Origin of the sequence: Caballeronia sp. LP006, from assembly GCF_031450995.1 — a bacterium.
GTDB lineage: Bacteria > Pseudomonadota > Gammaproteobacteria > Burkholderiales > Burkholderiaceae > Caballeronia.
On sequence record NZ_JARTVW010000002.1, the window covers coordinates 470,385 to 493,459 of the forward strand.

The window sequence follows — 23,075 nt, forward strand, 5'->3', positions numbered from 1 at the left end:
GCCCGACGTGGAAGACAAGCAAGCCGTCTACTGGCATCAGGGAATGTTTCTGCAGCCGCAGCATTTTCAGCTCGCGGATCAGCACAGCCGTTTCACGCAGACGCCGCTTTACGAAGCCGGCGTGCCGCATTTCTGGGGCGTCGGCGCGCTCGAACTGTCGAGAAGCGCCATCGCGAATCGCACCATCGACGTGCAGCGCGCGCGTCTTCTGTTCCGCGATCATCACTATGCCGAGTATCCCGAGAACGCGGTGATCGCGCCGCGCACCTTCGAGGCAAGCTGGGTGCAGGGCGACCGTCCGCTCAACGTCTATCTCGGCGTGCGCCGCGCGAGCGAGCAGGAAAAGAACGTCACCGAAGTCGGCACGCTCGCCGACGCCGCGAACGTCGCCACACGCTTCGCCACGGTGATGTCCGTTCCCGAGACGCCCGATCTCTATTCCGAAGGCCCCGACGCGCCGCTGCAAACGCTGCGCTATGTGCTGAAGGTGTTCTTCGAATCGGAGCTGGATCATCTGGATCAGTACGAGCTGATTCCCATCGCGCGGCTGGTGCGCGATGGCGACACCGTCGTGCTCGCCGACCGCTTCATCCCGCCGAGTTACGCGCTCGCCGGTTCCGATGCGCTGCGCACGATGCTGCGCGAGATCCGCGACGAGCTTGCAGGACGCGCCCGCCAGTTGCAGGAGTACAAGAATCCGCGCGAGATGCAGAAGGCCGAGTTCGACGCGTCGTACATGCTGTTCCTGCTCGCGTTGCGATCGCTCAATCGCTTTTCGCCGAGCCTGTTCCATCTGATCGAGAGCGAACAGGTGCATCCGTGGCTCGCATACGGCGTGTTGCGGCAACTCGTCGGCGAACTGAGCTCGTTCTCCGAGCGCTTCACCATGCTCGGCGAGATGGACGGCGGCGCCGGTCTGCCCGCTTACGATCACCTCGACCTCGACGGCTGCTTCGGGCGCGCGCGCGTGACCATCGGGCATCTGCTCAACGAGATCACGGTCGGGCCGGAGTTTCTGGTCGTGCTGGAGCCACGCGACGGCGTCTATCACGGACAAGTGCCGCGCAGCGTGTTCGGCAACCGCAACCGCTTTTATCTCGTCGTGCGGACGCAGGAAGATCCGCAATGGGTGGTGGATGGCATCGTCAACGGCGCGCGTTTGTCCGCGCTCGGCGAGATTCCGACGCTCGTGCGCCATGCCCTGCCCGGCCTCGAACTGATTCATATGCCGCACGCGCCGCAGGGTTTGCCGCGTCGCGCGCATTCGTTCTACTTCCGTATCGAACAGGTGAGCGAGCAGTGGGAACTCGTCGAGCGCGAAGGCGATATCGCTCTTCACTGGCTCGACGCCCCCGCCGATCTGCGCGCCGAGATCGTGATCCTGCGGAGATGACGTGCATCTGACCGACACTTTGATCCCCGTCATCGCGCTGGTGCGGCAGACGATCGATACGGCCGCCGCCCCGGCCTTCTTGCGGCCGTCGACGGCGGCGCCTGCCGTTCCAAGGCCCTTGCCCGCCGCGCCGCGTCCGGTTGCATCGCAGCCTGCTTCCGCTGGCGGTTCGCCGTTTGCGCCGCAGCCTATCGGCGAGATGGCCGCCAATGGCAATGCAAGCGCTAACGCTTACGCCAACGCCGTCGCCATCGCCGATGCCCCGCCGGCGCCCGCGCCGCTTCCTTCGCTCGCGCCACGGGCGAGTGTATCGAACGCATCGAGCGGCACGCCCGCCGAGGACGCCGCGCGCGCACGCGCACTCGCCGAAGCGATCGACGAAGCTATCGACCAGGCGCGGCACGACGCGCGCATTCACAATTTCGTGCCATCGGATTTCGACAACGCGCTTTTCGCCGTGCTCGCCTGGGCCGACGAAGTGCTGATCTCATCCGAATGGGCTGGCGCGCCGCACTGGCAGCGTCATCTGATGCAGCGCCGCCACTTCAACACTACGACCGCCGGCGTCTCGTTCTACGCGCGTCTCGACGATCTGCGCGACGATCAGGCCGATGTGCGCGAAGTCTTTGCGCTGTGTCTCGCGCTCGGCTTCAAGGGTCGCTATGCGCAGGAGCGCAGCTCGCGTCAGCTCGACGAACGCCGCCGCGTCACGCTTCAGAAAGTGCTCGACGAAGGCGGCGTTCCGGCCGCCACCGGCGCGGTGCTCTTTCCGCAAGCGTATGTCAGCGAGGAATCGGCGCGCGCGGCGCAAACCGGCGTCGAACCGGCGGCGCGCCGGGTGCGCTGGCGGCTTCGCCGGCAGACGCTCATCGGCTTCGGCTTGCCCGTGGTCGTGCTCGCCGTGCTCTACGGCACCTATCACCTGATCATCGTGCAGATGGTGAACGCTCTTCTTCCGCTCATCCAATGAAAGTCCTGCGCACCGTTCTGCTGTGGCTCCTTGCGCTCGTCGTGCTGGCGCTCGTCAGCTGGGGGCTGACGCTGTATCTCGAATGGCCGTTGTGGGCGTCCGCCGCGATTTTCTTCGGCGCGCTCGGCATGTTCTTCATGTTGATCTTCCTGCGGCGCCTGACGCTTGCGTATCGTTCCCGCAGCATCATCGCGCGGCAGCGGCGTGCCGAACAGGAAGCCGCGCAGCGCGGGTCGCGCACGGGCGCCTTGCGCCGCAAGTTCCGCGATGCCGCGGCGCTCCTGCGCGGTTCGAGCCTGAAGCGTCTCGGCAATCCGCTCTACGTGCTGCCCTGGTACATGGTGATCGGCAGACCGGGCGCGGGCAAGACCACGGCGCTTGCGCGCTCGCGGCTGTCCACTTCGCTGCAGGATCACACGCAACAAGGCGCGCCGGTCCCGCAAACCGAAAATTGCGACTGGTGGTACTTCGACCGCTCCATCGTGCTCGACTGCGCGGGCCGTTATGTCGATGCCGACAACGAAGACGCCGACCGCCGCGAGTGGAATCTGGTGCTGGACCTGCTGTCGCGCTATCGCGGACGCGAAGGCATCAACGGACTCGTGCTCGCCATCTCCGCCGACCGGCTCGTCACGCCGGACCGCGAGGCGATCGATCAGGAAGCGCGCGTGATCCGTGCGCGCATAGAACAGTTGATCCGCCTTTTCGGGCGGCGCTTTCCGGTGTACGTGCTCGTCACCAAGTGCGATCAGCTCTATGGCTTCGAAAGCTGGAGCACGCTCTTGCCCGAGACCGCGTTGAATCAGGCGATGGGTCATCTCGCGCCCGCCACCGCCGACGATCCGCCGACCGAGCGCTTCCTCTCACTGGCCTTCGATGCCATCGTCGAACGACTACGCGCGATGCGGGTTGCGCTGGTTGCGCGGCATCCGCAATCGGCGGTGGAACTGCTGCTGTTTCCGAACGAACTCGACCGCCTGCGCGCGGGCACCGAACTCTTCGTGAAGGCGTGCCTTGGTAACAGCCCGTATCTGGAATCGCCGTTCTTGCGCGGACTGTTCTTTTCGAGCGGCCTGCAGGCCGGCGGCGCGCGCTCTGCGGTGCTGCCGGAGACGCTGCGCCCGATGCCGCCGCACGAACCCTCGACGACCGGCGTGTTCCTGCACGATCTCTTCGGCCGCATCCTGCCGCAAGACCGCAACGTCGGCAAACCTGCCGCGCTCGTCAATCGCTGGTTCGCCGCGACCCAGCATCTAGGCATGCTCGCGTGGGTGATGTTGGCCGTTGCGTTCGGCTTGCTGATCACGATGTCGTTCATCCGCAACGTCAACACGCTGACGCAGATCGAGCGCAGCTATCCATTTCATCAGCGCTTCGACGGCTTGCTCGTCGATGACGCCGCTACCCTCACGCGCAGCAACACCGCGCTGCGCGAGATCGATCGCCGCAACCGCAACTGGCGTTCGCGCTGGATGATCTCCGGCCATATCGACCGCTTGCAGGAACGGCTGCGCCAGCAATACACGCAGCAATATCTGCAGTACATCCGACCAGCCGTCGAACGCGATTTCGATCTGGATTTGCGGCGCGATCTCGTCAACGATACCGACGGCACGCTGCCGCTTAGCATCCTCAACGAAGTGCGCGTGACGAATCTGCTGCGCGCGAAAGTGGCGGGCGCGGATCGTCCGGAACTTGCCGCGATGCCTCAGCCGCTTTATAGCGACATGGCGCCGTGGTCGTCGCAACTCTTCGACCAGATCAACGACTTGCGCATTTCCTATATCGCGTGGTCGGCGACGAATGCGCGCGACATCGTGACGCGCGTGGCGCAACAGCAGGCGACGCTTGCCCAGGCGCTGTACCAGAACCGCATGCACTGGCTCACGCAGCTTGCGCCGATCGACCCGCATCTGCACGATGTCTCGCTCGCCGACTTCTGGCTCGACGCGAACTCGGCGCGCGCGCAATCCCTGCGTCTGGCAAACGTGGATGCTCCGGTTGCGGGCAATGTCGCGGGCGGGCGCATCACGGCGGCGTCGAGCCGTGCAACGGCGCCCGATTCGAAGGCCGTGGAAGCCGCGCGCACCGACGCGCAACTCGCCGAAGCGAACCGGCTCGCGGAGATCAAGGTGCCGGCCGCGTACACGCGCGCGGGACGGGTGGATATCGACGGCTATCTGAAGGAGATTCACCAGGCGGTCGTCGACGATGCGCAACTCGCGCAGCAACAGGCGTTCTTCGACCACGACTATCAGATCGAGCGCTTTCAGGCGTGGCAGAGCTTCGTGCAAACCGTGCCGCAGGGCGAACGCATGCTACCGGGCCGCGACGCCTGGCGCGGACGGCTCGCGACCATCACGCAGAACGCGAGCCCTTATCTGCGCGCGCTCGATCGCGTCAACGACGAGTTCGAAGGCGTGGCCGACGCCCAGTTGCCCGACTGGCTGCAGACCGCTCGACGCATGGGCCGCCTGCGGCGCGATGCCACCGGCGCGCTGATCGCGAGCCGTGCGGGTGGCATCGTGCAAAGCATCAACTCGTTCGGCGGCCAGGCGATCCGCGACAGCATCGCGAGCAGTCCGCTGGCGGGCGCGGCGGCGGTGCGCGTCAATGCGCGGGCGGCATCCGCCATGCGCGACTATTTTCAGGACATCGATCAGATCGCGGCCACCGTCACCGATGGCACCGCGAAGGCATATGGCGTATCGGCTGCGTTTCATGGCTTTGGCGTCGATCCGGCGGTGAAGACATCGCCTGTACACGATGCCGCGCGCGCCCTCCTGCGCCTGCGTGACGAAGTCGATTCCAACGGCGCGGCTGATCAGGCCATCTGGCATCTGATCGGCGGGCCGCTGCATTTCGTGCTGGCTTATACGGAAGAAGAGACTTCGTGCGCGTTGCAATCGGATTGGGACAGCAAGGTGTATTGGCCGTTGCAGGCGGCGACCAGCATGACGCAGGTCGTCGATCAGTTGTACGGTCCGCAGGGTTCGGTGTGGAGTTTTGTCGATGGGCCGGCCAAGCCGTTCCTGACGCATTCGGCGAGCGCGATTTCTGAAGTGCAGACGGCCGATTACAGCGTGCCCTTCACCGCCGCGTTCCTGCCGACGCTCAATTCGGCGGTCGGCAAGCGCACCGCGCAGCTGATGGAAGCACAGCGCGCCAAGTCCCGCGCCGAAGCCGACGCAGCGCAGGCGCAGGCGGCGCAAGAGCAGGCGAAGCAGCAGCAGGCCAATGCGGAGCAGGCCATTGCGAGTGTGAAGCAGCAGATTGCGGCGGCGCAGGCGAAGGCGTATCCGTTGACGATTACGGCGCAGCCTATCGACGTGAATCCTTCAGCGCGCATGCGGCCATTCGCGACCGTGCTGACGGTGCAGTGTGCGGCGGGCGCGCGCACGTTGACCAACTTCAACTTCCCGGTGAGCGACACTTTCAACTGGACACTCGGCCAGTGTGGCGAGGTGAGTTTGCTGATTCGTTTCGATGGCCTGACGCTCTCCAAGCGTTATCGCGGCGATGCGGGCGTGGTCAGTTTCCTGCGCGACTTCCGCGATGGGCACCGATTGTTCACGCCGCAGGATTTTCCGTCGTCGGCGGCGGCGCTCGCGCAGCGCGGCATCGACCAGATAACGGTGCGTTACGAGTTCCGTGGCGAGGACGCGATCATCGATGGCGCGACGCAGCTGGCGCAATTGCAGGACGCGCAGCAGAAAGAGACGCAGCTGCGCCAGCAAGCGATCGATACGCTTGCGGCGCAGACGCAGCAGTTGTTGCTGATCAAGCTGGCGGGTAATGGTGGCGGGACGACGCCGCAGCCGCTACGCGTGTCGTTGCCGCAGCAGATCGGGATGTGCTGGAATGCGCCGGCTTCTCCGGCTGGAACGCAGACGCTGCAAGCGCGTTTCGATAGTCTGCTGGAAGCGCGCGGCCCGTTGGTGACGGCGGCGGCGCCTTCGTTTGCACCGATTCAGTCAGGACCGATGACGGCGCCGGACGTGCCGCCGTTGCCGATCTTGCCGGTTTTGCCGACAGTGCCGGGGTTGTCGGGGGCGGGGTCTTGAGTTCGGTGTTTGGTATCTGGGCGGGGCTTGGGACGCGGCAACGGGCCGGCTCTTCTTTATTGCTGAATACACTATGACACCGGCAACGACGCTGGTTCTTCGTTCTTCCCTTTCTTAGTCGCGCATCATCTCGCGCTCTCGCCATTCAAGCGGCACGGAGTAAACTTCCGTGCCGCCTTATCTAGATATTTCCGCTCTGCTACATCTTCTCAAGGATACTGCCGCCAATGCGCGGGCTTATCCTGATCCTGCAAATGCCGCTCTCGTGCAACGTGTACCGAGTAGTTCATTGACAGTGCCCAATCCGCTGCCTCTTTCTGCGTTTTAGTTTCCTTTACCTCTTTTCGGTCAACGATTACCACGTGATGCGTCGTGCCCTTACCCTTTTCATTTGATAACGGCCTATGCGCAACATAAGCGTGCTTCTTCACAATAAATTCCTCGACTAAATTAATGGAAACTAAGTTCTTACTGCCGCATAGACATCAGGCTGTCCGCTAATTTTTTCAATGCCAGTATTTTCTGAATATTTTGAATGCGCGTCCTTGTCTGCTTCGGCATTCTTCGTTGCTAAGAGCGAAGCGGCGGTATCGCCAGGAAGTGCCATGCTTCGCTATCGGGCTCGGCGTTAATTTAGATGCGCTAATTTCTGATGAAGGCGAGCGCGGCCCCGATGATGTCGCGTTGTCAGTTCGAAACCATTGCGCGCATGCCCGAGCAGGATCAGCAACTCGTGCGCGGCGTGCTCGATGCGTTGATCTTCAAGAATCAGGCGCGCGCAATGACGCGCGTGACCGAGAGTGAGAAGCAGCTCGCGCGTAAAGACAGTAAGAAGGGGTAGGGACCACAGCGGTAAATGGAGCGCGGCTGGGAGTTAACACTCGCGGCCCGCTGACCAGTTCACTTGACGGCCTGAATATGACTAACGCCGATCCTAAAGCACGTTCGCCTGTCGCGGAACGGGTGCTGACAGTGCAGCAGCTCTCCTGCGAGCACAACCAACTGGCATAAGCAGTATCACAGCAGCTTCGAACGGCGGCCTGCGCCCAAGTTTCCAACCTATGTTCTCTGGATTTGCCTCACTGGACGATGGCTTGAATAGGCGGGCTACTGGAACCGTGGGTGGCGCGCGTTGAGCAAGCGAACGAGGCGTTGTCAGGCGGCCGTCGTCACGCGTCGCGCGCGACCGCCTTCCCCTACACGCCCCCCAACGCCAACTTCACCGCCGCAGCCGCATCGATCTTCGCAATGCGCGCGACCAGTGCAGTCGCTTCGGCATGCGCATCGTTTTGCTGATACAGCGCGTGCGCCGCGCTCAACGCCTCCAGCGCGAGTTGCGGCGTCCAGCGGTCGAGCTCATGCCGATCCACTTCGCCGACGATCATCTGCGCGAACGGCCGCAGCGGCGCGTTCGGCCGATGCGCCAGCATCAATTCGCTCAAGTGGATGGTCGCGCGCAGGCGTTGTTCCGGATTCGTGCCCAACGTCGCGCCCTGGAGCGCCACTGCCGCCGCTTCGAGGTCGCCCGCCGCGGCGAGCGAGCGCGCCGTGCCGAGCGCCACCGCGAGCGCATCCGGCGCCGCGCCGCCGCCCGAACCCGTCGCCGCATTGCGTTGCAGGCTCGTGATCCATTCGAGCGTCGCGCCATCCGCGAAAGGCTTGCCATCCGCGAAAGTCAGATTCGGCAACTCCGGGGCGCGGCGCAACAGTTGCAGCGTCGCCGCGTTCACTTCGGCGAGCGCGTCCGCGAACGGCTCGCCAAGATTCACAAGCGCCTGCGCGCTCGCGCGATTCAAATCCATCCAGAACGGAAACGCCGGCAAGTTCGCCTCTGCGAACGTGAGCGTGTCCTCGGGCGCATCGCCGGATTGCAGGCGGTCCAAGGCAATCGCCAGTTCCGCGATCGGCCCCGGAATGCGCGTCTGGCCACGCTCGGCAAGCGGCGCGGTTTCGATCGCGCCCCACGCCGCAAGCCGATTCAGCCGATACGCCTGCGCATCGCTCGCCCGATTGCCACGCCGGAAGCCCGCCAGCGTCACCAGCCGCTCGGCGATCTGCTCGAAGGCGCGGTCGGCATCGGCATCGGACACAATGGCCGCGCTCGAAAGCGGCGCGACGGCAAGCGATGCGGCAGCGGCCGGCGCAGAAGGACGCGAGATTTGTGCTGGTCGTGTCTCCGCCGACGCGACAGGCGCGTCTACAGCAGGCACGGGCTCGGGCACAGCTTCCCGAACCGGCAACGTGCGAATCTGATTGAGCAACGGCCGCACGCTCGGCGCGTCCGGGTCTTTCTCGGCAAGACGCGTATCGATGGCTTCGAGGCGCATCTGCAACGCATCGATCAATGCGCGCTCCTGCTGCGTATCGCGGTCCACCTTGTCCACGACGAACTGAACCGCCCGCTCGAAAATCCACGACAACGCGTTGCGCCGCGCCCGCAAGCGCGAGAGGCCCGGATGCAGCGTTTCCCAGTAATTCGCGAGCAGATCGTCGATGACCGTCAAGCCGCTCGCAAGGCCTTCGAGGCCGGAACGGCGCATGAGTGCGCCCGCGAGATAACACGCGACGAGCAAGTCCTTGCCGCGTTCGGCGAGCAGCACGGTGGCAGCGCGCTGCACCACGTCCCAGTCCGTGCCGGCCGCCGCGCTCGGGCTGTTGAGTTTGTCGATCTCGGTCTGCAAGCGATCGAAGTCGGGATCGTCGCGGACATCGCCGCCAGCGGGGTTGTCCGGCGTAATGGGCGCGGAACCGAGCGTATCGAAAGGAGGACTCATGGCTTATTCGTCGAGGATAAATCGGGAAACACGCAAAGGTCGATCACCACACTTCCTCGATTTCCGCATTCAGGTAGTAGCCCGCGCCGCGTTCCGTGCACAGCAGCTTGGGCGCGCGCGCATCTTCCTCGATCTTGCGACGCAGCCGCAAGATCTGGACGTCGATGGCGCGGTCATAGACATCGTCGAACGCGCGGGTGCGCTCGATCATGTGTTCGCGCGACACCACGCGATTAGGCGCGCCGAGCAGCACGACCAGCAAATTGAACTCGGCGTTGGTGAGGGTAACGGTCTCGTCGTCCTGCGACTTGAGGCGGCGCGTGTTCAGATTCAGCGTCCAGCCGCCGAAGCGATACGCGCGCGGCAGCTTTCCGCGCGTGATCGGCGCGCCCTGCGCCGCGCCCGCGCCCGTACGCCGCAGCACGGCGCGCACGCGGGCGAGCACTTCGCGCGGCGAAAACGGCTTGGTGACGTAATCGTCCGCGCCGAGTTCGAGGCCCATCACGCGGTCGGCTTCCTCGGTGCGGCCCGTGAGGCAGATGATCGGCATGGCACCGCCCTCGCCGCCCGCGCGCCATTCGCGCGCGAGTTCGAGGCCGTCGCCGTCGGGCAGGCCGAGGTCGAGCAACACGAGATCGAAGGTATCGGCGGCGAGGCATTCGCGCGCTTCGGCGGCGGATGCCGCGCCTTCGGTCGTCATGCCGTGTCCGGCTAGATATTCAACGAGCAGAACACGCAAGGAATGGTCATCGTCGACGATCAATATGCGGGGTGAACTCGGCATGGCGTTAGCGCGTGGCTTCGTGTGAGTGATAAAGCGCCTGCACCGCGCGCGAAAAATCGGCGCGGCCAAACGGTTTGGCGAGAAACGGCACGCTCACGCCCGCGGCGATATGCGCGCCCTGCCGCGCCCCGCTGATCAAGAGCGCGGGCAGCGCGGGACTGCGTTCGCGCGCGGCGACGATGAGTTCGTCGCCGCGCAGGTCATCCATTTCGATGTCGCTGACGAGGAACGCGAAGCCGTGCGGATCGGCTTGCAATGCGTCGAGCGCGGTGGCGGGCGACGCGTAGCTCGCAGGCTCGAAGCCGGATTCGGCGAGCCAGTCTTCGAGGAGCGCGCGGAGGGTGTCGTCGTCTTCGACAAGGAGGACGGGCTCGCCTTGGCCGATGGGAGCGTTGGGCTCGGTGCAGGGCGTGCCCGGCGCGTGAGCCGCATCGATCGCTCGCGACATGGACGCAATGCTCGGCGCTGTCGCCAAATAATCCGCGTTAGCCTTTTCTCCATCCGACGGCGACGCATCGGTTCCGATAGTCGACCGCGGCGGCGTCACATAAACCGCATCCGCATCACTAGCCTCACGCATTCCCCCGTCGCCCAGGCCACCGCGCGGCCCCGTCGCCACACCCTTCACGCGCTTCGCCGGCAACAACACCCGAAACATCGCCCCACCCAGCGGCCCGTTTCCGACCGTAATCCCGCCGTCGTGATCCGCGACGATTCCCGCCGCGATCGACAACCCCAACCCATGCCCGCTCTGCTTGCGCTTGGTCGAAAAGAACGGGTCGAAAATCCGCGATGCGATATCCGGCGCAATCCCGGGCCCATCGTCGTGCACTTCCAGAATCACCGCGGTGCGCTCCGGCACGCGCCCGACATCCGCGATTTCCTCGCGCGGCACGCCCGCCGACACGCGCAGGATCACCCAGCTGCGCGCCGCCTGCGCCGCGTTGCGCAGCAGGTTCAAAAGCACCCGCACGAGCTGCGCATGATCGCCCGCGACAGGCCACGCATCGATGCCGCTGGCGCCCAGGCGAACGTCGTCGTATTCCACGGCAATCGTCACCGGCCCGCGATGATCCGCCGTCGCCAAACCCACCGCCTCGTCGATGACCACGCGCATCGACACCGGTTCGCTACGTCGCGGACTGCCGCGCCCGACCGCGAGCAGCATCTGCTCGGTCATCGCGGTGCCGCTTCTGACTGCCGCCAGCACGTGTTGCAGCGGACGGCGCGCATCGGCATCGGCGGGAAGAAGTTCATCGGCGTATTCGGCGTGGCCGCGCACGGCGCCCAGCACATTGTTGAAATCGTGTGCAATGCCGCTCACCAAAAGGCCGAGCGATTCGAGCTTCTGCACGCGTTGCAGACGCGCCTCGTAACCACGCCGTTCGAGCAGCGCGACCGCCACGTAAAACACCAGCGTGCACAGCACGGCGAGGTCGATCTGCAACTGCCGCACGCCGACGATGCCGTTTTGATGGTACGAACCATTGCCCGTCACCGTGAGCGCCACGCCTGTCGTCACGATGACGAAAGCCGCGAGCGTCGCCGCGCGGATCGACCCGGCGACCGCCGCCCAGACGAGCAGCAGAATCAGCAGCAAATGCTCGGTCTCGTCAGGAAGCTGGATGCGGAACGCCTCGATCATCAGCGCCGCGCCGCACAGCGCCGGCACGACGACGACCCACGCGCGCACCGGCCGCGCATCCGGATCGGGCGGCGTAGTCCACGCGAGCAGACCGGGCACGAGGACGAGCATCGCCAGACCGTTGCTGCCCATGATGGTGCGCCAGACATCGATGAGATCGCGACCGCCAATCGCATGCGATAGCGCGCTACCCGCGAGCGCCATCGCGAAAACGGTGCCAAACGGCAGCAATAGCAGGAAGCGTGTGAAGCGCGCGGTGGTATCGAGACGCGCGCGGCGGCTCACAAAGCGCCAAGCAAGCCCGACGCCCACGCCCACGCCGAGCACGTTGACGAGCGCGAAGGACGCATCGACCCAAAGCGGGAACACGTCGAACTGACCGACGATGACCATCGCGATGAAGATCGCGACGAGCGCGGCCGGCCATTCGCCGAGCGGCCGACGCCAGAGATAGGCCACCGCCATCGCCGGGGCGGGCCACACCACCGCCGCCAACGCCGAACCGGTGCCGAGCGTGTCGAGCGGTGTCGAAAGGACGCCGTAAACCACGCCCAAAAACAGGGCGCGCCGCAAGCCCGCCACATAGTGACGCGCGCCGGTAGCGGGCAGACCGTGCGGCGCGGCGGCGGCCGCACGAACGTCATTGGTCACAGTGGCCCCCGGTTGAGCGAGCGCATCGGCGATAAGCATTCCGATACGACCTGAGATTTATCTTAGAAATGGTCGCAAGTGTAATGCGGGCTAAAGCAACGCACAACGCAGCGCACAAATCGCGCAACAGGCGACCGAACGTTCGCGAACCCAGGCAGTTGCGCGTTCGTTACGGATGAAACATGCGGCGCCCTTGGCGCAACACGGCTGCAACGGCGCCCGCCGACACTACAAACATGCGCCGGACCTGAAGAGAACGGCGCTCCAACCCGAACAACCTAGAAGAGGTGAATCATGCCGATGCCGTGCTATCTGACCGTCGAAGGTCAAAACCAGGGAAAAATCGAAGGCGCCACGAAGGTGCAAGGTCACGAAGGCAAGATCCTCGTGCAAGCCGTGGATCACACCATCGAAATTCCGAAAAGCCCGCAGACCGGACTGCCCACCGGCAAGCGCGTGCATGGCGCGATGAAGGTGAGCAAGGAGATCGACAAGTCGAGCCCGAAGCTTTATCAGGCGTTGACGTCCGGCGAACAGTTGAAGACCGTCACGCTCGAGTTCTATCGCATCTCGCCGAAAGGCACGGAGGAAAAGTACTACACCGCCAAGCTCGAGAACGCGATCCTGACCAACATGAAGTCATGGACACCGAACTGCCTCGACCCGAACAACCGGCAGATCGGACACATGGAGGACCTCGCGTTCACCTACGAAAAGATTACCTGGACCTACGAGCCGGACGGTATCGAAGCCGAGGATTCATGGCTCGCGCCGAAGGCCTGAGCCACATGGACAGCTGCTGGACATACGCTCGAAAGCCTTGTCGCACAAGGGTTTTCGAGCGCTGAAGCCGCGTCTTCGGAGGCCGCCGTATACGGCTTGTCGAGGACGATCTTTAGAGCATATGAACTGATAAAAATGCGTTGGGTTTTTGAGATACGTCTGTTTATAATGGCTCGCACTCAATTCCGGGACAGGCACTCACGCCTCAAGGACCGTTTCCCATCCGGACTCGCCGATCCTTTCGCTCAATCGCGGGCAGAGCATCCGACAGTCTGAAGCGGCTCACATCCGCCCCGCGCCGCACCCCGCATTCCGTATCACGCAATTTCGTTAGTTATCCCGTGCTCAGGCGATGGCTGCCCGCCCGAGCGTATGCAGTGGCGGCGGCCCGCGTCAGTCGCACGGTGCGCGAGACGCGTTTTCATCGATGTCCGCACTGCCAGCGCGGCGCCGTGAATCTGGAGATGGAAATGGCAAATGATGGTTCGGTTGCTCCGAAGGAACGCGTCAATATCGTCTATCGCCCGGCCACGGGAGACGCGCAGGCAGAAGTGGAACTGCCGCTCAAGTTGCTCGTGCTCGGCGACTTCACGTTGCGTCAGGACGACGTACCGATCGAAGACATGAAGCCGATCAACGTCGACAAGGACAACTTCAACGAAGTGCTGAAAGGCCAAAAGCTCGGCCTGCAACTCTCGGTGCCGAACAAGCTCGACGAGAAAGCCGGTCCCGACGACGTGCTCTCGCTCGACCTGAAGTTCGACTCGATCAACGACTTCACGCCCGATGCGCTCGCGGAACGCATTCCCGAACTGCGTCAGATGCTCGAACTGCGCGACGCCCTGAAGGCGCTGAAAAGCCCGATCGGCAATCTGCCCGACTTCCGCAAGCGTCTGCAAGAGCTGATCCAGGACGAAGGCGTGCGCGCGCGGCTGCTCGGCGAACTCGGCGCACAAGACAAGTAACGCGGAACCAGCACTTCGTAGATGAAGGAGATTGAATTGAGCGACGAACAACAGCAATCCGGCGCAGCGGCGCCGGCAGAGGCCGCGGCGGGCGAAGTCTCGCTGCTCGATCAACTGGTGGAGTCGGCCCGCATCAAGCCGGGCGACGAAGCGTACTCGATCACGCGCCAGGGTATTCAGGCGTTCGTCGCGCAATTGCTCGAACCGCAGCGTTCGGTCGAACGCGTCACGGCCGCGACCGTGGACGACATGATCGCGAGCCTCGACCGCAAGCTGTGCGCGCAGGTCGATGCCATCCTGCATCACGATGACTTCCAGAAGCTGGAGTCGTCGTGGCGCTCGCTCAAGTTTCTGGTGGACCGCACCAACTTCCGCGAGAACATCAAGATTCAGTTGATGAGCGTGAGCAAGCAGAAGCTGCTCGACGACTTCCAGGACGCGCCCGAGATCACCAAGTCAGGGCTGTACAAGAACGTCTATACGGCCGAATACGGCCAGTTCGGCGGCCAGCCGTTCGGCGCGATTATCGCTAACTACGAGTTCAATGCAAGCGCGCCCGATGTCAAACTGCTGCAATATTCGGCAAGCGTCGCCGCGATGGGTCACACGCCTTTCGTCGCCGCCGCCGGCGCGGATTTCTTCGGCATCGACTCGTTCGATCAGTTGCCGAACCTGAAAGATCTGTCGTCCATCTTCGAAGGTCCGAAGTACGTCAAGTGGAACGCCTTCCGCGAAAGCGAAGATGCGCGCTACGTCGGCCTGACCGCACCGCATTTCCTCCTGCGCGTGCCGTACGGCCCGGAAACGGCGCCTTCGAAGAAATTCAACTACAAGGAAGACGTCTCGAGCGGTAACGACCAGTTCCTGTGGGGCAACGCGGCCTTCGCGTTTGCCACGCGTCTCACCGAAAGCTTCGCGGACTACCGCTGGTGCGCCAACGTGATCGGCCCGCAAGGCGGCGGCACGGTGCAGGACTTGCCGGTGTATTCGTTCGAATCCATGGGCGAGATCCAGAACAAGATCCCGACCGAAATCCTGATTTCCGAACGACGCGAGTTCGAGCTGGCCGAGCAAGGTTTCATGGCGCTCACCATGCGCAAGGACAGCGACAACGCCGCGTTCTTCTCCGCCAACTCGGCGCAGAAACCGAAGTTCTTCGGCCAGTCGAAAGAAGGCAAGGAAGCCGAGCTCAATTACAAGCTCAGCACGCAATTGCCGTACATGTTCGTCATGAGCCGCATGGCGCACTACATCAAGGTAATGCAGCGCGAGAACATCGGCACGTGGAAGGAGCGCGGCGATCTGGAGAAGGAACTCAACAACTGGATTCGCCAGTACGTCGCCGACATGGACAACCCGAGTCCGGGCGTGCGCAGCCGCCGCCCGTTGCGTCAGGCCGAAATCAACGTGCTCGACGTGGAAGGCGAACCGGGCTGGTACAAGGTCGACATGAAGGTGCGTCCGCACTTCAAGTACATGGGCGCGTCGTTCACGCTGTCGCTCGTCGGCAAGCTGGAAACTGCCTGATGCGCGCATCGGGTTCGAGGCAGCCGCGAACATAAGCGGCGCTTCGGCCAGGTTTCATCCGTAACACGCGGGCGGTCACCTGCAACGAGGCGGTAACCGCCCGCGCTCACACTGTGTTCATGCGCTCCGACACCTACACGTAAATGGGCGCATCGAGTCGATGCATCAAGTCAAGAAGCGACACGCGGACAAACCATAACGGCAACTGGAGGCCACCATGCCGATGCCATGCTACCTGACCCTCGAAGGTCAGAATCAAGGAAAGATCGAAGGTTCCACGAAGGTTCAGGGCCACGAAGGCAAGATCCTCGTGCAGGCCGTGGATCACACCATCGAGATCCCGAAGAGCCCGCAAACGGGTCTGCCCACGGGCAAGCGCGTGCATGGCGCGATGTCGGTGACCAAGGAAATCGACAAGTCCAGCCCGAAGCTCTATCAGGCGCTCACCTCCGGCGAGCAAATGAAGACCGTGACGCTGGAGTTCTATCGCATTTCGCCGAAGGGCACGGAAGAGAAGTACTACACCGCCAAACTCGAGAACGCGATCCTCACGCACATGCAGTCCTGGACGCCGAACTGCCTCGACCCGAACAACAAACAGATGGGTCACATGGAAGATCTCGCGTTCACCTACGAAAAGATCACGTGGACCTACGAGCCGGACGGCATCGAAGCCGAAGACTCGTGGCTCGCGCCGAAGGCCTGACGCATTCCAAATCACGCATGACGCGGCGGCGGACTTACGCCGCTGCGTCGATCGGGACCGTCGATGAGAGAGCGCAGGCTGCTGGAACGCATATCCGGCTGGGAACAGGGCGCGGTGCGCACCAACGAGACCAGCACCGAGGTGCTCGTGAGATCCGTGATGGAGCATCTGTCGCGCATCCTCAATACGAGACAGGGCAGCGTGCAGCTCGATCCGCAATTCGGCGTGCCCGATTTCACGAATATCGCGGGCGGGCTGGAAGGCGGATCGACGGGCGAAATCGAGGAAGAGATTCAACGCATGGTGTCGCGTTACGAACCGCGCGTGCTCAACCCGAAAGTGCATCTTTTGAGCGACCGCAGCGACGTGATGTCGATCCGCTTCAGTCTCGATGGCACGCTCGCCGTGAACGATCGCGAGATTCCACTGCGCCTGTCCACCACCGTGAATTCCGATGGCCGCGTCACCGTGCTTTGACGCCTTGACGGCCCGCGACCGATCCCGACGATGCTCAATCGCTATTACGAAAACGAACTCACCAAGCTGAAGACGCTTGCCGTCGAGTTTGCCGAGGCCAATCCGGCGCTCGCGCCGATGCTCGCAGGCCGCTCGACCGACCCGGACGTCGAACGCCTGCTCGAAGGCGTGGCCTTCCTCACGGGTCTTGCGCGCCAGAAGCTCGACGACGAGTTCCCGGAGTTCATCCAGGAACTCTCCACGCTGCTGTTTCCGCACTATCTGCGTCCGGTTCCCGCGACGACGATGGTGCTGTTCGAGCCGCGCGGCGCGCTCACGGAAACCGCGAGCGTGGCGGCGGGCGTGGAGCTGGCATCGGCGCCGGTGGACGGCACGCCCTGCCGTTTCCGCACGACCCAGGCCGTGGACGTGCATCCGCTCACGCTCGCCGCGCGGCTTTCAGCGGGCGAAGGACGCACGCCTTCCATCGATCTCGACTTCAGCTTGCGCGGGCTCGATCTCGCGCGCTGGCAGACGAAGTCGCTGCGGCTCTTTCTGGCGGGCGGCTACAGCGATGCCTCCAAACTCCTGATGCTGCTCATGACCGAAGTGACGTCGGTGCGGCTGACGGCTAGCGGGGTATCGACGGAACTGGGCGCGCGTTCGCTCGTCCCGTCGGGCTTCGACAGCGAGCTCGTGCCGTATCCGAGTCACGCGTTTCCGGGGTATCGCAGTCTGCAAGAGTTCTTCGTGCAGCCGGAGAAATTCCTGTTCCTCGACCTGAACGGGATCGACAAGCTGCGCGGCGCCACCGGCACGACGTTCTCGGTCACGCTGTGCCTCAAACGTTTGCCCGTATGGCTCACCGAATTGAGCGCCGACGCCTTCATGCTCAACGTGACGCCCGTCATCAATCTGTTCGAGCATCACGCCAATCCGATCACGCTGGATCATCGGCAAATGGACTATCGCGTGAGCCCGGAAGGCGCGAACCGTCAGCATTACCAGATTCATTCAGTCGACAAGGTCACGTCGTATCGGCAAGGCGTGGCGCAGCAGCGCGTGTACCGGCCATTCGGCGTGCTCGGGCACGCGGCATCCGCCGCGACGGCGAGCGAAGACCAGCGCGCGCCGGGCGATCTCGTCTATCACACGTCGTTGCGCCCCGCCGCCGTCGGCAACGAGACTGAGCTGTATCTCTCGGTGGCGTATCCGCCCGAGGCCACGCCGCAGACCGAAACGCTTTCCATCGAGCTGACCTGCACCAACCGCTATCTGCCCGAGAGCCTGCGTTACGGCGATCTCAGCGAGCCAACCAGCAGTTCGCCCGAGCGCCTCAAGTTCCGCAATATCCGGCCGATGACACCGGTGGTCAATCCGCCCGTCGGCGAGGCGTTGCGTTGGCGGCTGCTCGGTCACGCCGCGCTCAACTTCCTCTCGCTCGCGGATGCCGCCAACCTGCGCGCCCTCCTCTCGCTCTACGTGTTCTCTGAGCGCCAGGAGCAAGGCCACGAGGCGGCGAACCGCAGACGCATCGCGGGCCTGAAGGAGATGAGCGTCACGCCCGAAGTGCGGCTCTTCGGGCGCAACATGCTTCGCGGTCAGCTGATCCGCGTGCGCTGCGAGATGGATCACTTCGCGGGCGCGGGCGATCTCTACGTGTTCGGCAGCGTGCTGGACCGTTTTCTCGGCGCCTACGCAAGCATGAACACGTACACGCGATTCGAGCTGGAAGACATTTTCTCCGGAGAGGTATTCAGATGGACGCCGCGGCTCGGTCAACAAGCTCTGCTCTAGACGACGCGCTATTTGAGCAAGGCGAACGCTTTGCGTATTTTCAGGCGGTGCGCCTGCTGCGCCGCCGCGCGCGTCTTGCGGGCGACGATCCGGAACGCCTGCGCGTGCGTCCGCGTCTTGCGCTCGGCTTTCCCGAAAGCGATATCGACCAGATCGAGCGCGATCTGCCGCGCCGTCATGCCGATCTCGACGACGACGCGCCCGAGCCCGCGCCGACGCCGCGAATTACCGCGAACTTCTTCGGGCTATACGGCGTGTCCTCGCCGCTGCCGAGCTTCTATACCGAAGACCTGATCGAGGAAGAACGCGAAGGCCGCAGCGGGATGCGCGAGTTTCTCGACATCCTGCATTACACGCTGTATCCGCTGTTGTTCGAAAGCTGGGTCAAGTACCGGCCGCACGTGCGCGTGGTCGAGGAAGGCGACACGGCGATGCTCGAACGCCTGTATGCGTTCGTCGGCCTGCACGAGCGCTCCATGCGCCGCGACGACACGCCCGGCGTCTCCGACATGCTGCGCTACGCGGGCCTCTTCTCGCAGCGCCCGCATTCGGCGCTTGGCCTGAAAACGCTGCTCGCCGATGCCTTCGCGCCCGCCGACGTGCATATCGTCAATTGCGTGGAAAGCTGGCTGCCGATTCCCGACGATCAGCGTCTCACGCTCGGCGATGGCCGTCATGCGCTCGGCGTCGAATGCTATCTCGGACAAGAGAGCCGCGATGCCAACAATCATGTGCGAATCGAGTTGCGCGGCCTGCCGCTGGCTCTGTTCGAAGCGTTGCAGCCAGGCCGGCGCGAGTACGAGCGTCTGCGTTTTTTCACGCGCTATTACCTGACCGAACCGTTCGACGTGACGGTGCTTCTCGAACTGCGCGCGGGTCTCGCCGAGAACGCCCGCACGGGCGGCATGCAATGGAACGCGCTGGGCCGCGACACGTGGCTCGCGCCGCGCGCGAATGCCGTGCAGCGTCCGGTCAGCTTCGCGATCTGAACCACCGATATCAAGAGACACGAGAGGAGCCCAAGCCATGTTGCTGGTCGATCTGAAACCGCTGGTGAGCCGGCTCAACGGCTACTGCCGGCAAGCGCTCGAAAACAGCGCCGGTCTGTGCATCTCGCGCGGCCAATACGAGATTTCCGTCGAGCACATGCTCGTCAAGCTGCTCGACGATCCGCAAAGCGATATCCCGCTTTTGCTGCGCGAACAGAACATCGATGCCGCGCTCTTTCGCCGCGCGCTCGATCAGTCGATAGAAGATTTGCGCGGCGGCAATACGGGCCGGCCGGTGTTCTCGCCGGTGCTGCTCGAACTGCTTCAGGATGCGTGGCTGATCGCCTCGGTGGACTTGCTCGAAACGCGCGTGCGTTCCGGTGCGATCCTGCTCGCGTTCCTCGCACGCGCCACTTTCTATGCAACCGGCGGCTATGCCGACATGCTGCGGCCGATCAACCGCGAGAGCTTGCTCGCGCGCTTCGGCGCGGCGTCGGCGGCGTCGATAGAGCAGACGGCGGCGGGCACTTCGTCGGCATCGGAAGGCGGCGCGAACGCGGCGGCCGGTTCGGACGGCAGCGCAATCGCCAAGTACTGCGAGAACTTCACCGAGAAGGCGCGCGAGGGCAAGATCGATCCTGTTTTCGGACGCGACGCCGAAATCCGCCAAATGGTCGATATCCTCGCGCGGCGGCGCAAGAACAACCCGATCTGCGTGGGCGATCCGGGCGTCGGCAAGACGGCGGTGGTCGAAGGACTGGCGCTGCGTATCGTCGATGGCGACGTGCCCGAGTCGTTGCGCGACGTGACCATCCTCGGTCTGGACATGGGCATGTTGCAGGCGGGCGCGAGCGTCAAGGGCGAATTCGAAAACCGGCTGAAGGGCATCATCAACGAGATCAAGGCATCGGTGAAGCCGGTGATCCTGTTCATCGACGAGGCGCATACGCTGATCGGCGCGGGCGGTCAGGCGGGCACGTCGGACGCCGCGAACCTCTTCAAGCCGGCGCTCGCGCGCGGCGAGTTGCGCACCATCGCGGCGACCACCTGGGCCGAGTACAAGAAGTACTTCGAAAAAGACGCGGCGCTCGCGCGGCGCTTCCAGCTCGTGAAGCTCGACGAACCCGACTTGCCGACCGCGGTGCTGATCCTGCGCGGCCTGAAGGAACGTTACGAAGACGTGCACAAAGTCGTGATGCGCGACGACGCCATCGTGGCCGCCGCCGAATTGTCGAGCCGCTATATCACCGGGCGCCAGTTGCCGGACAAGGCCGTCGATCTGCTCGATACCGCGTGCGCCCGCGTCAAGGTGCTGCAAAGCGCGAAACCCGATGTGCTCGAAGACACCGAGCGCCGCATTCAGGCGTTGGAGCGCGAACGGCGCGGACTCGAACGCGATCGCGACAACATGCAGCCGGTGGACGACGAACGCCTCGCCGCCATCGCCGATGCCCTGCCTTCGCTCGAAGCCCGCGCGGCGGATTTGCGCGTGCGCTGGCTCGCGCAGAAGGAAGCGGGCGAGGCGCTCGTCGCGGCACGGGGAGCCGTGGCCGCCGCACGCGCCGCCGCGCAACCCGAAGCGCAGATCGACGCCCTGCGCGACGCCGCCAAGCGCGCCGAAGCCGATTTGCGCGAGGCCCAGGGCGATCAGCCGATGGTGCGCGTGGACGTCGATCCCGACGTGGTCGCGAAGGTCGTCAGCGACTGGACCGGCATTCCGCTCGGCAAGGTGCAGCGCGATCAGGCGCAGACCATCCTGAACATGGAAACGACGCTCGCCAGACGCGTGCGCGGTCAGGATCACGCGATGCATCAGATCGCCGAAGTGCTGAAGTCGTCGGCGGCGGGGTTGAAGGACCCCGAGCAACCGATGGGCGTGTTCCTGCTCGCGGGACCGTCGGGCGTCGGCAAGACGGAAACGGCGCTGACTGTCGCCGACATTCTCTTCGGCGACGAGAAGTCCACCGTCACCGTCAACATGAGCGAGTTCCAGGAGCGCCATAACGTGAGCCGTCTGATCGGCTCGCCGCCGGGTTATGTCGGCTATGGCGAAGGCGGTCTTCTGACCGAAGCCGTGCGTCAGCGTCCTTACTCGGTCGTGTTGCTCGACGAAACCGAGAAGGCGCATCTCGACGTGATGAACCTGTTTTACCAGGTGTTCGACAAGGGCATGCTCTCGGACGGCGAAGGCAAGGAAATCGACTTCTCCAACACGGTCGTGTTCCTGACTTCGAACCTCGCCACCGATGTCATCACCGAACTCACGGCGAACGGCGAGCGTCCCGACGACGAGACCATTCTCGCCGCCGTGCGGCCGATCCTCTCCGCGCACTTCAAGCCCGCGCTGCTCGCGCGCATGACCGTGATTCCGTACTACACGCTGCCGACGGATGCGCTCGCGGGCATCGTGCGCCTGAAGCTCGACAAGATCGTGAAGCGTCTCCTGGGCGCCAACAAGATTCGTCTCGCGTACACGGACAAGGTCGTGGACACCATCGCCGCGCGCTGCACGGAAGTGGAAACGGGCGCGCGCAACATCGACTTCATTCTGCGCGGCACCGTCATGCCGATGCTCTCGCACGAGATCCTTATCCGCATGAGCGAAGCCGAGCAGCCGACGCACGCCGAGCTCGACGTGAACGACGAAGGCGTGTTCGTCGTGTCGTTCGGTTTCGAGCCTGCCGAGGCGAAAGCCGCTGTCATCGAGGAAGAAGCGCAATGAAGCAAGTATGGGTCACGGCGCTCGCCAAAGACGAAGCGCGCATCGCGCAAGTGGCGGCGACGCTCAAGCGCTACGGGATCGCGGCGCAAGGCCACGTATGGCTCGACGAACCGGACAAGGCCGTCGCGCGTGTCGTGCTCGACGCGATGCAGGCGGCCGACGCGTGGATCGTCCTCGTCGATGAAGCGGCGCTCGCCAAACCATCCGTGCGCTATGGCTTGTCGCTTTTGTACGCGAGCCTGCAGGCATCGCGCGGCGCGGCGCCGCCGGTGCTGTTCCTCACCGCTTCGGGCGATACCGTGCCGCCACCGTTGTTCGCCGGTGCGCTCACCTTCGCCGATCGGAACGCCGCGTGGCCCGCGAAGCTCGTCGCCGCGCTCGCACGTGCGCCGAAGCAGGCGCCGTTGGCGGCGCTCGGCGGCTATCGCCTGACGCTGTGGGGCGACGAGAACATCGGTCAGTGGTTCGAGATCGGCTCGCTCGAAGGGCCGCTTGCGGGCTTCGCGTTCGGCGTGCCGCGCAGCGACGAAGTATCGATCGACTTTCAGGCGGTCGGCGCACGCGGCGCGCTGCCGGCAAAGACCACGCTCGAATACGCACAGGAGGGTTTGCGCATGCAGATTGGCGGCACGGATTACGTGAGCTGGGCGGTGAGGAATGCGATCGGCCCGGACGATTCGTACTTCGTGCGCGTGCGCGGCTGCCCGGCCACGCTGCTGCTCATGCCTTATCCCGAAGGCGACGACGTCGAAGCGACGATCGTTCGGCTCGGATAACACCGCCATGTTTCGGATGTAACAAACCCGCGCCCCACTCGAAACGAAGCCGCAACGCGGCGACCTTAATCTG

At 64.1% G+C, this 23,075-nt stretch carries 17 protein-coding genes; 13 read left to right on the forward strand and 4 right to left on the reverse strand.

Translation table 11 applies throughout. From position 1 onward, the window contains the following. Positions 1 to 7 precede the first annotated feature (7 nt). The 3 genes from tssK to P9250_RS02895 are packed head-to-tail and all read left to right on the forward strand — an operon-like array spanning position 8 to position 6,427. On the forward strand, positions 8 to 1,393 hold the full coding sequence (gene tssK, locus P9250_RS02885) for a type VI secretion system baseplate subunit TssK (protein WP_310390994.1): 1,386 nt from the start codon (positions 8 to 10) through the stop codon (positions 1,391 to 1,393). A 1-nt stretch (position 1,394) separates the two neighbouring features. Then, the gene (locus P9250_RS02890; RefSeq protein ID WP_310390996.1) at positions 1,395 to 2,363 is read left to right on the forward strand and encodes a DotU family type IV/VI secretion system protein; all 969 of its coding nucleotides are present in this window, start codon (positions 1,395 to 1,397) and stop codon (positions 2,361 to 2,363) included. Continuing rightward, entirely contained in the window at positions 2,360 to 6,427 is a 4,068-nt protein-coding gene (locus P9250_RS02895) for a type VI secretion protein IcmF/TssM N-terminal domain-containing protein (protein WP_310390997.1), read from the forward strand. Before P9250_RS02890 ends, P9250_RS02895 begins: the two co-directional genes overlap by 4 nt. 460 nt (positions 6,428 to 6,887) lie before the next feature. On the opposite strand, the gene P9250_RS02900 is transcribed toward P9250_RS02895, so the two are convergent. After that, positions 6,888 to 7,034 (reverse strand): hypothetical protein, encoded by a 147-nt coding sequence (locus P9250_RS02900; protein WP_250527488.1) that lies wholly within the window; start codon positions 7,032 to 7,034, stop codon positions 6,888 to 6,890. A gap of 66 nt (positions 7,035 to 7,100) precedes the next feature. On the opposite strand from P9250_RS02900, the gene P9250_RS02905 reads away from it, so the two are divergent. Further along, positions 7,101 to 7,268 (forward strand): hypothetical protein, encoded by a 168-nt coding sequence (locus tag P9250_RS02905; protein WP_310391000.1) that lies wholly within the window; start codon positions 7,101 to 7,103, stop codon positions 7,266 to 7,268. A 355-nt stretch (positions 7,269 to 7,623) separates the two neighbouring features. Here P9250_RS02905 and tssA read toward each other — a convergent pair whose 3' ends face one another. From tssA to P9250_RS02920, 3 genes are read right to left on the reverse strand one after another with little or no spacing between them, the layout of a single operon-like run. Continuing rightward, entirely contained in the window at positions 7,624 to 9,201 is a 1,578-nt protein-coding gene (gene tssA, locus P9250_RS02910) for a type VI secretion system protein TssA (RefSeq protein WP_310391002.1), read from the reverse strand. Between the two features lie 43 nt (positions 9,202 to 9,244). Beyond that, the gene (locus tag P9250_RS02915) at positions 9,245 to 9,985 is read right to left on the reverse strand and encodes a response regulator transcription factor (protein WP_244831859.1); all 741 of its coding nucleotides are present in this window, start codon (positions 9,983 to 9,985) and stop codon (positions 9,245 to 9,247) included. A gap of 4 nt (positions 9,986 to 9,989) precedes the next feature. Continuing rightward, the gene (locus P9250_RS02920) at positions 9,990 to 12,281 is read right to left on the reverse strand and encodes an ATP-binding protein (protein WP_310391004.1); all 2,292 of its coding nucleotides are present in this window, start codon (positions 12,279 to 12,281) and stop codon (positions 9,990 to 9,992) included. A 294-nt stretch (positions 12,282 to 12,575) separates the two neighbouring features. On the opposite strand from P9250_RS02920, the gene P9250_RS02925 reads away from it, so the two are divergent. The 9 genes from P9250_RS02925 to P9250_RS02965 all read left to right on the forward strand — a co-directional run bounded on the left by P9250_RS02925 (position 12,576) and on the right by P9250_RS02965 (position 23,002). Then, complete coding sequence (locus P9250_RS02925) at positions 12,576 to 13,064, forward strand: Hcp family type VI secretion system effector (RefSeq protein WP_250527492.1); 489 nt, start codon at positions 12,576 to 12,578, stop codon at positions 13,062 to 13,064. A 470-nt stretch (positions 13,065 to 13,534) separates the two neighbouring features. Beyond that, entirely contained in the window at positions 13,535 to 14,029 is a 495-nt protein-coding gene (tssB, locus tag P9250_RS02930) for a type VI secretion system contractile sheath small subunit (protein ID WP_244831862.1), read from the forward strand. A gap of 21 nt (positions 14,030 to 14,050) precedes the next feature. After that, positions 14,051 to 15,556 (forward strand): type VI secretion system contractile sheath large subunit, encoded by a 1,506-nt coding sequence (tssC, locus tag P9250_RS02935; RefSeq protein ID WP_370652288.1) that lies wholly within the window; start codon positions 14,051 to 14,053, stop codon positions 15,554 to 15,556. A 217-nt stretch (positions 15,557 to 15,773) separates the two neighbouring features. Beyond that, positions 15,774 to 16,262: an Hcp family type VI secretion system effector gene (locus P9250_RS02940; protein ID WP_244831864.1), complete on the forward strand. Its 489-nt coding sequence runs from the start codon at positions 15,774 to 15,776 to the stop codon at positions 16,260 to 16,262. 63 nt (positions 16,263 to 16,325) lie between these two features. Next, positions 16,326 to 16,739 (forward strand): type VI secretion system baseplate subunit TssE, encoded by a 414-nt coding sequence (gene tssE / locus P9250_RS02945; RefSeq protein WP_244831865.1) that lies wholly within the window; start codon positions 16,326 to 16,328, stop codon positions 16,737 to 16,739. A 30-nt stretch (positions 16,740 to 16,769) separates the two neighbouring features. Continuing rightward, positions 16,770 to 18,515, forward strand: coding sequence for a type VI secretion system baseplate subunit TssF (gene tssF / locus P9250_RS02950; protein ID WP_244831866.1), 1,746 nt, complete (start codon positions 16,770 to 16,772; stop codon positions 18,513 to 18,515). Continuing rightward, entirely contained in the window at positions 18,479 to 19,504 is a 1,026-nt protein-coding gene (gene tssG / locus P9250_RS02955; RefSeq protein WP_310391008.1) for a type VI secretion system baseplate subunit TssG, read from the forward strand. Before tssF ends, tssG begins: the two co-directional genes overlap by 37 nt. Positions 19,505 to 19,541: 37 nt before the next feature. Continuing rightward, positions 19,542 to 22,226 (forward strand): type VI secretion system ATPase TssH, encoded by a 2,685-nt coding sequence (tssH, locus tag P9250_RS02960; RefSeq protein ID WP_310391009.1) that lies wholly within the window; start codon positions 19,542 to 19,544, stop codon positions 22,224 to 22,226. Continuing rightward, a complete protein-coding gene (locus P9250_RS02965; RefSeq protein WP_250511756.1) occupies positions 22,223 to 23,002 on the forward strand; it encodes a toll/interleukin-1 receptor domain-containing protein in 780 nt (259 codons plus the stop codon). The genes tssH and P9250_RS02965 overlap by 4 nt, the downstream gene beginning before the upstream one ends. Positions 23,003 to 23,075: the final 73 nt, after the last annotated feature.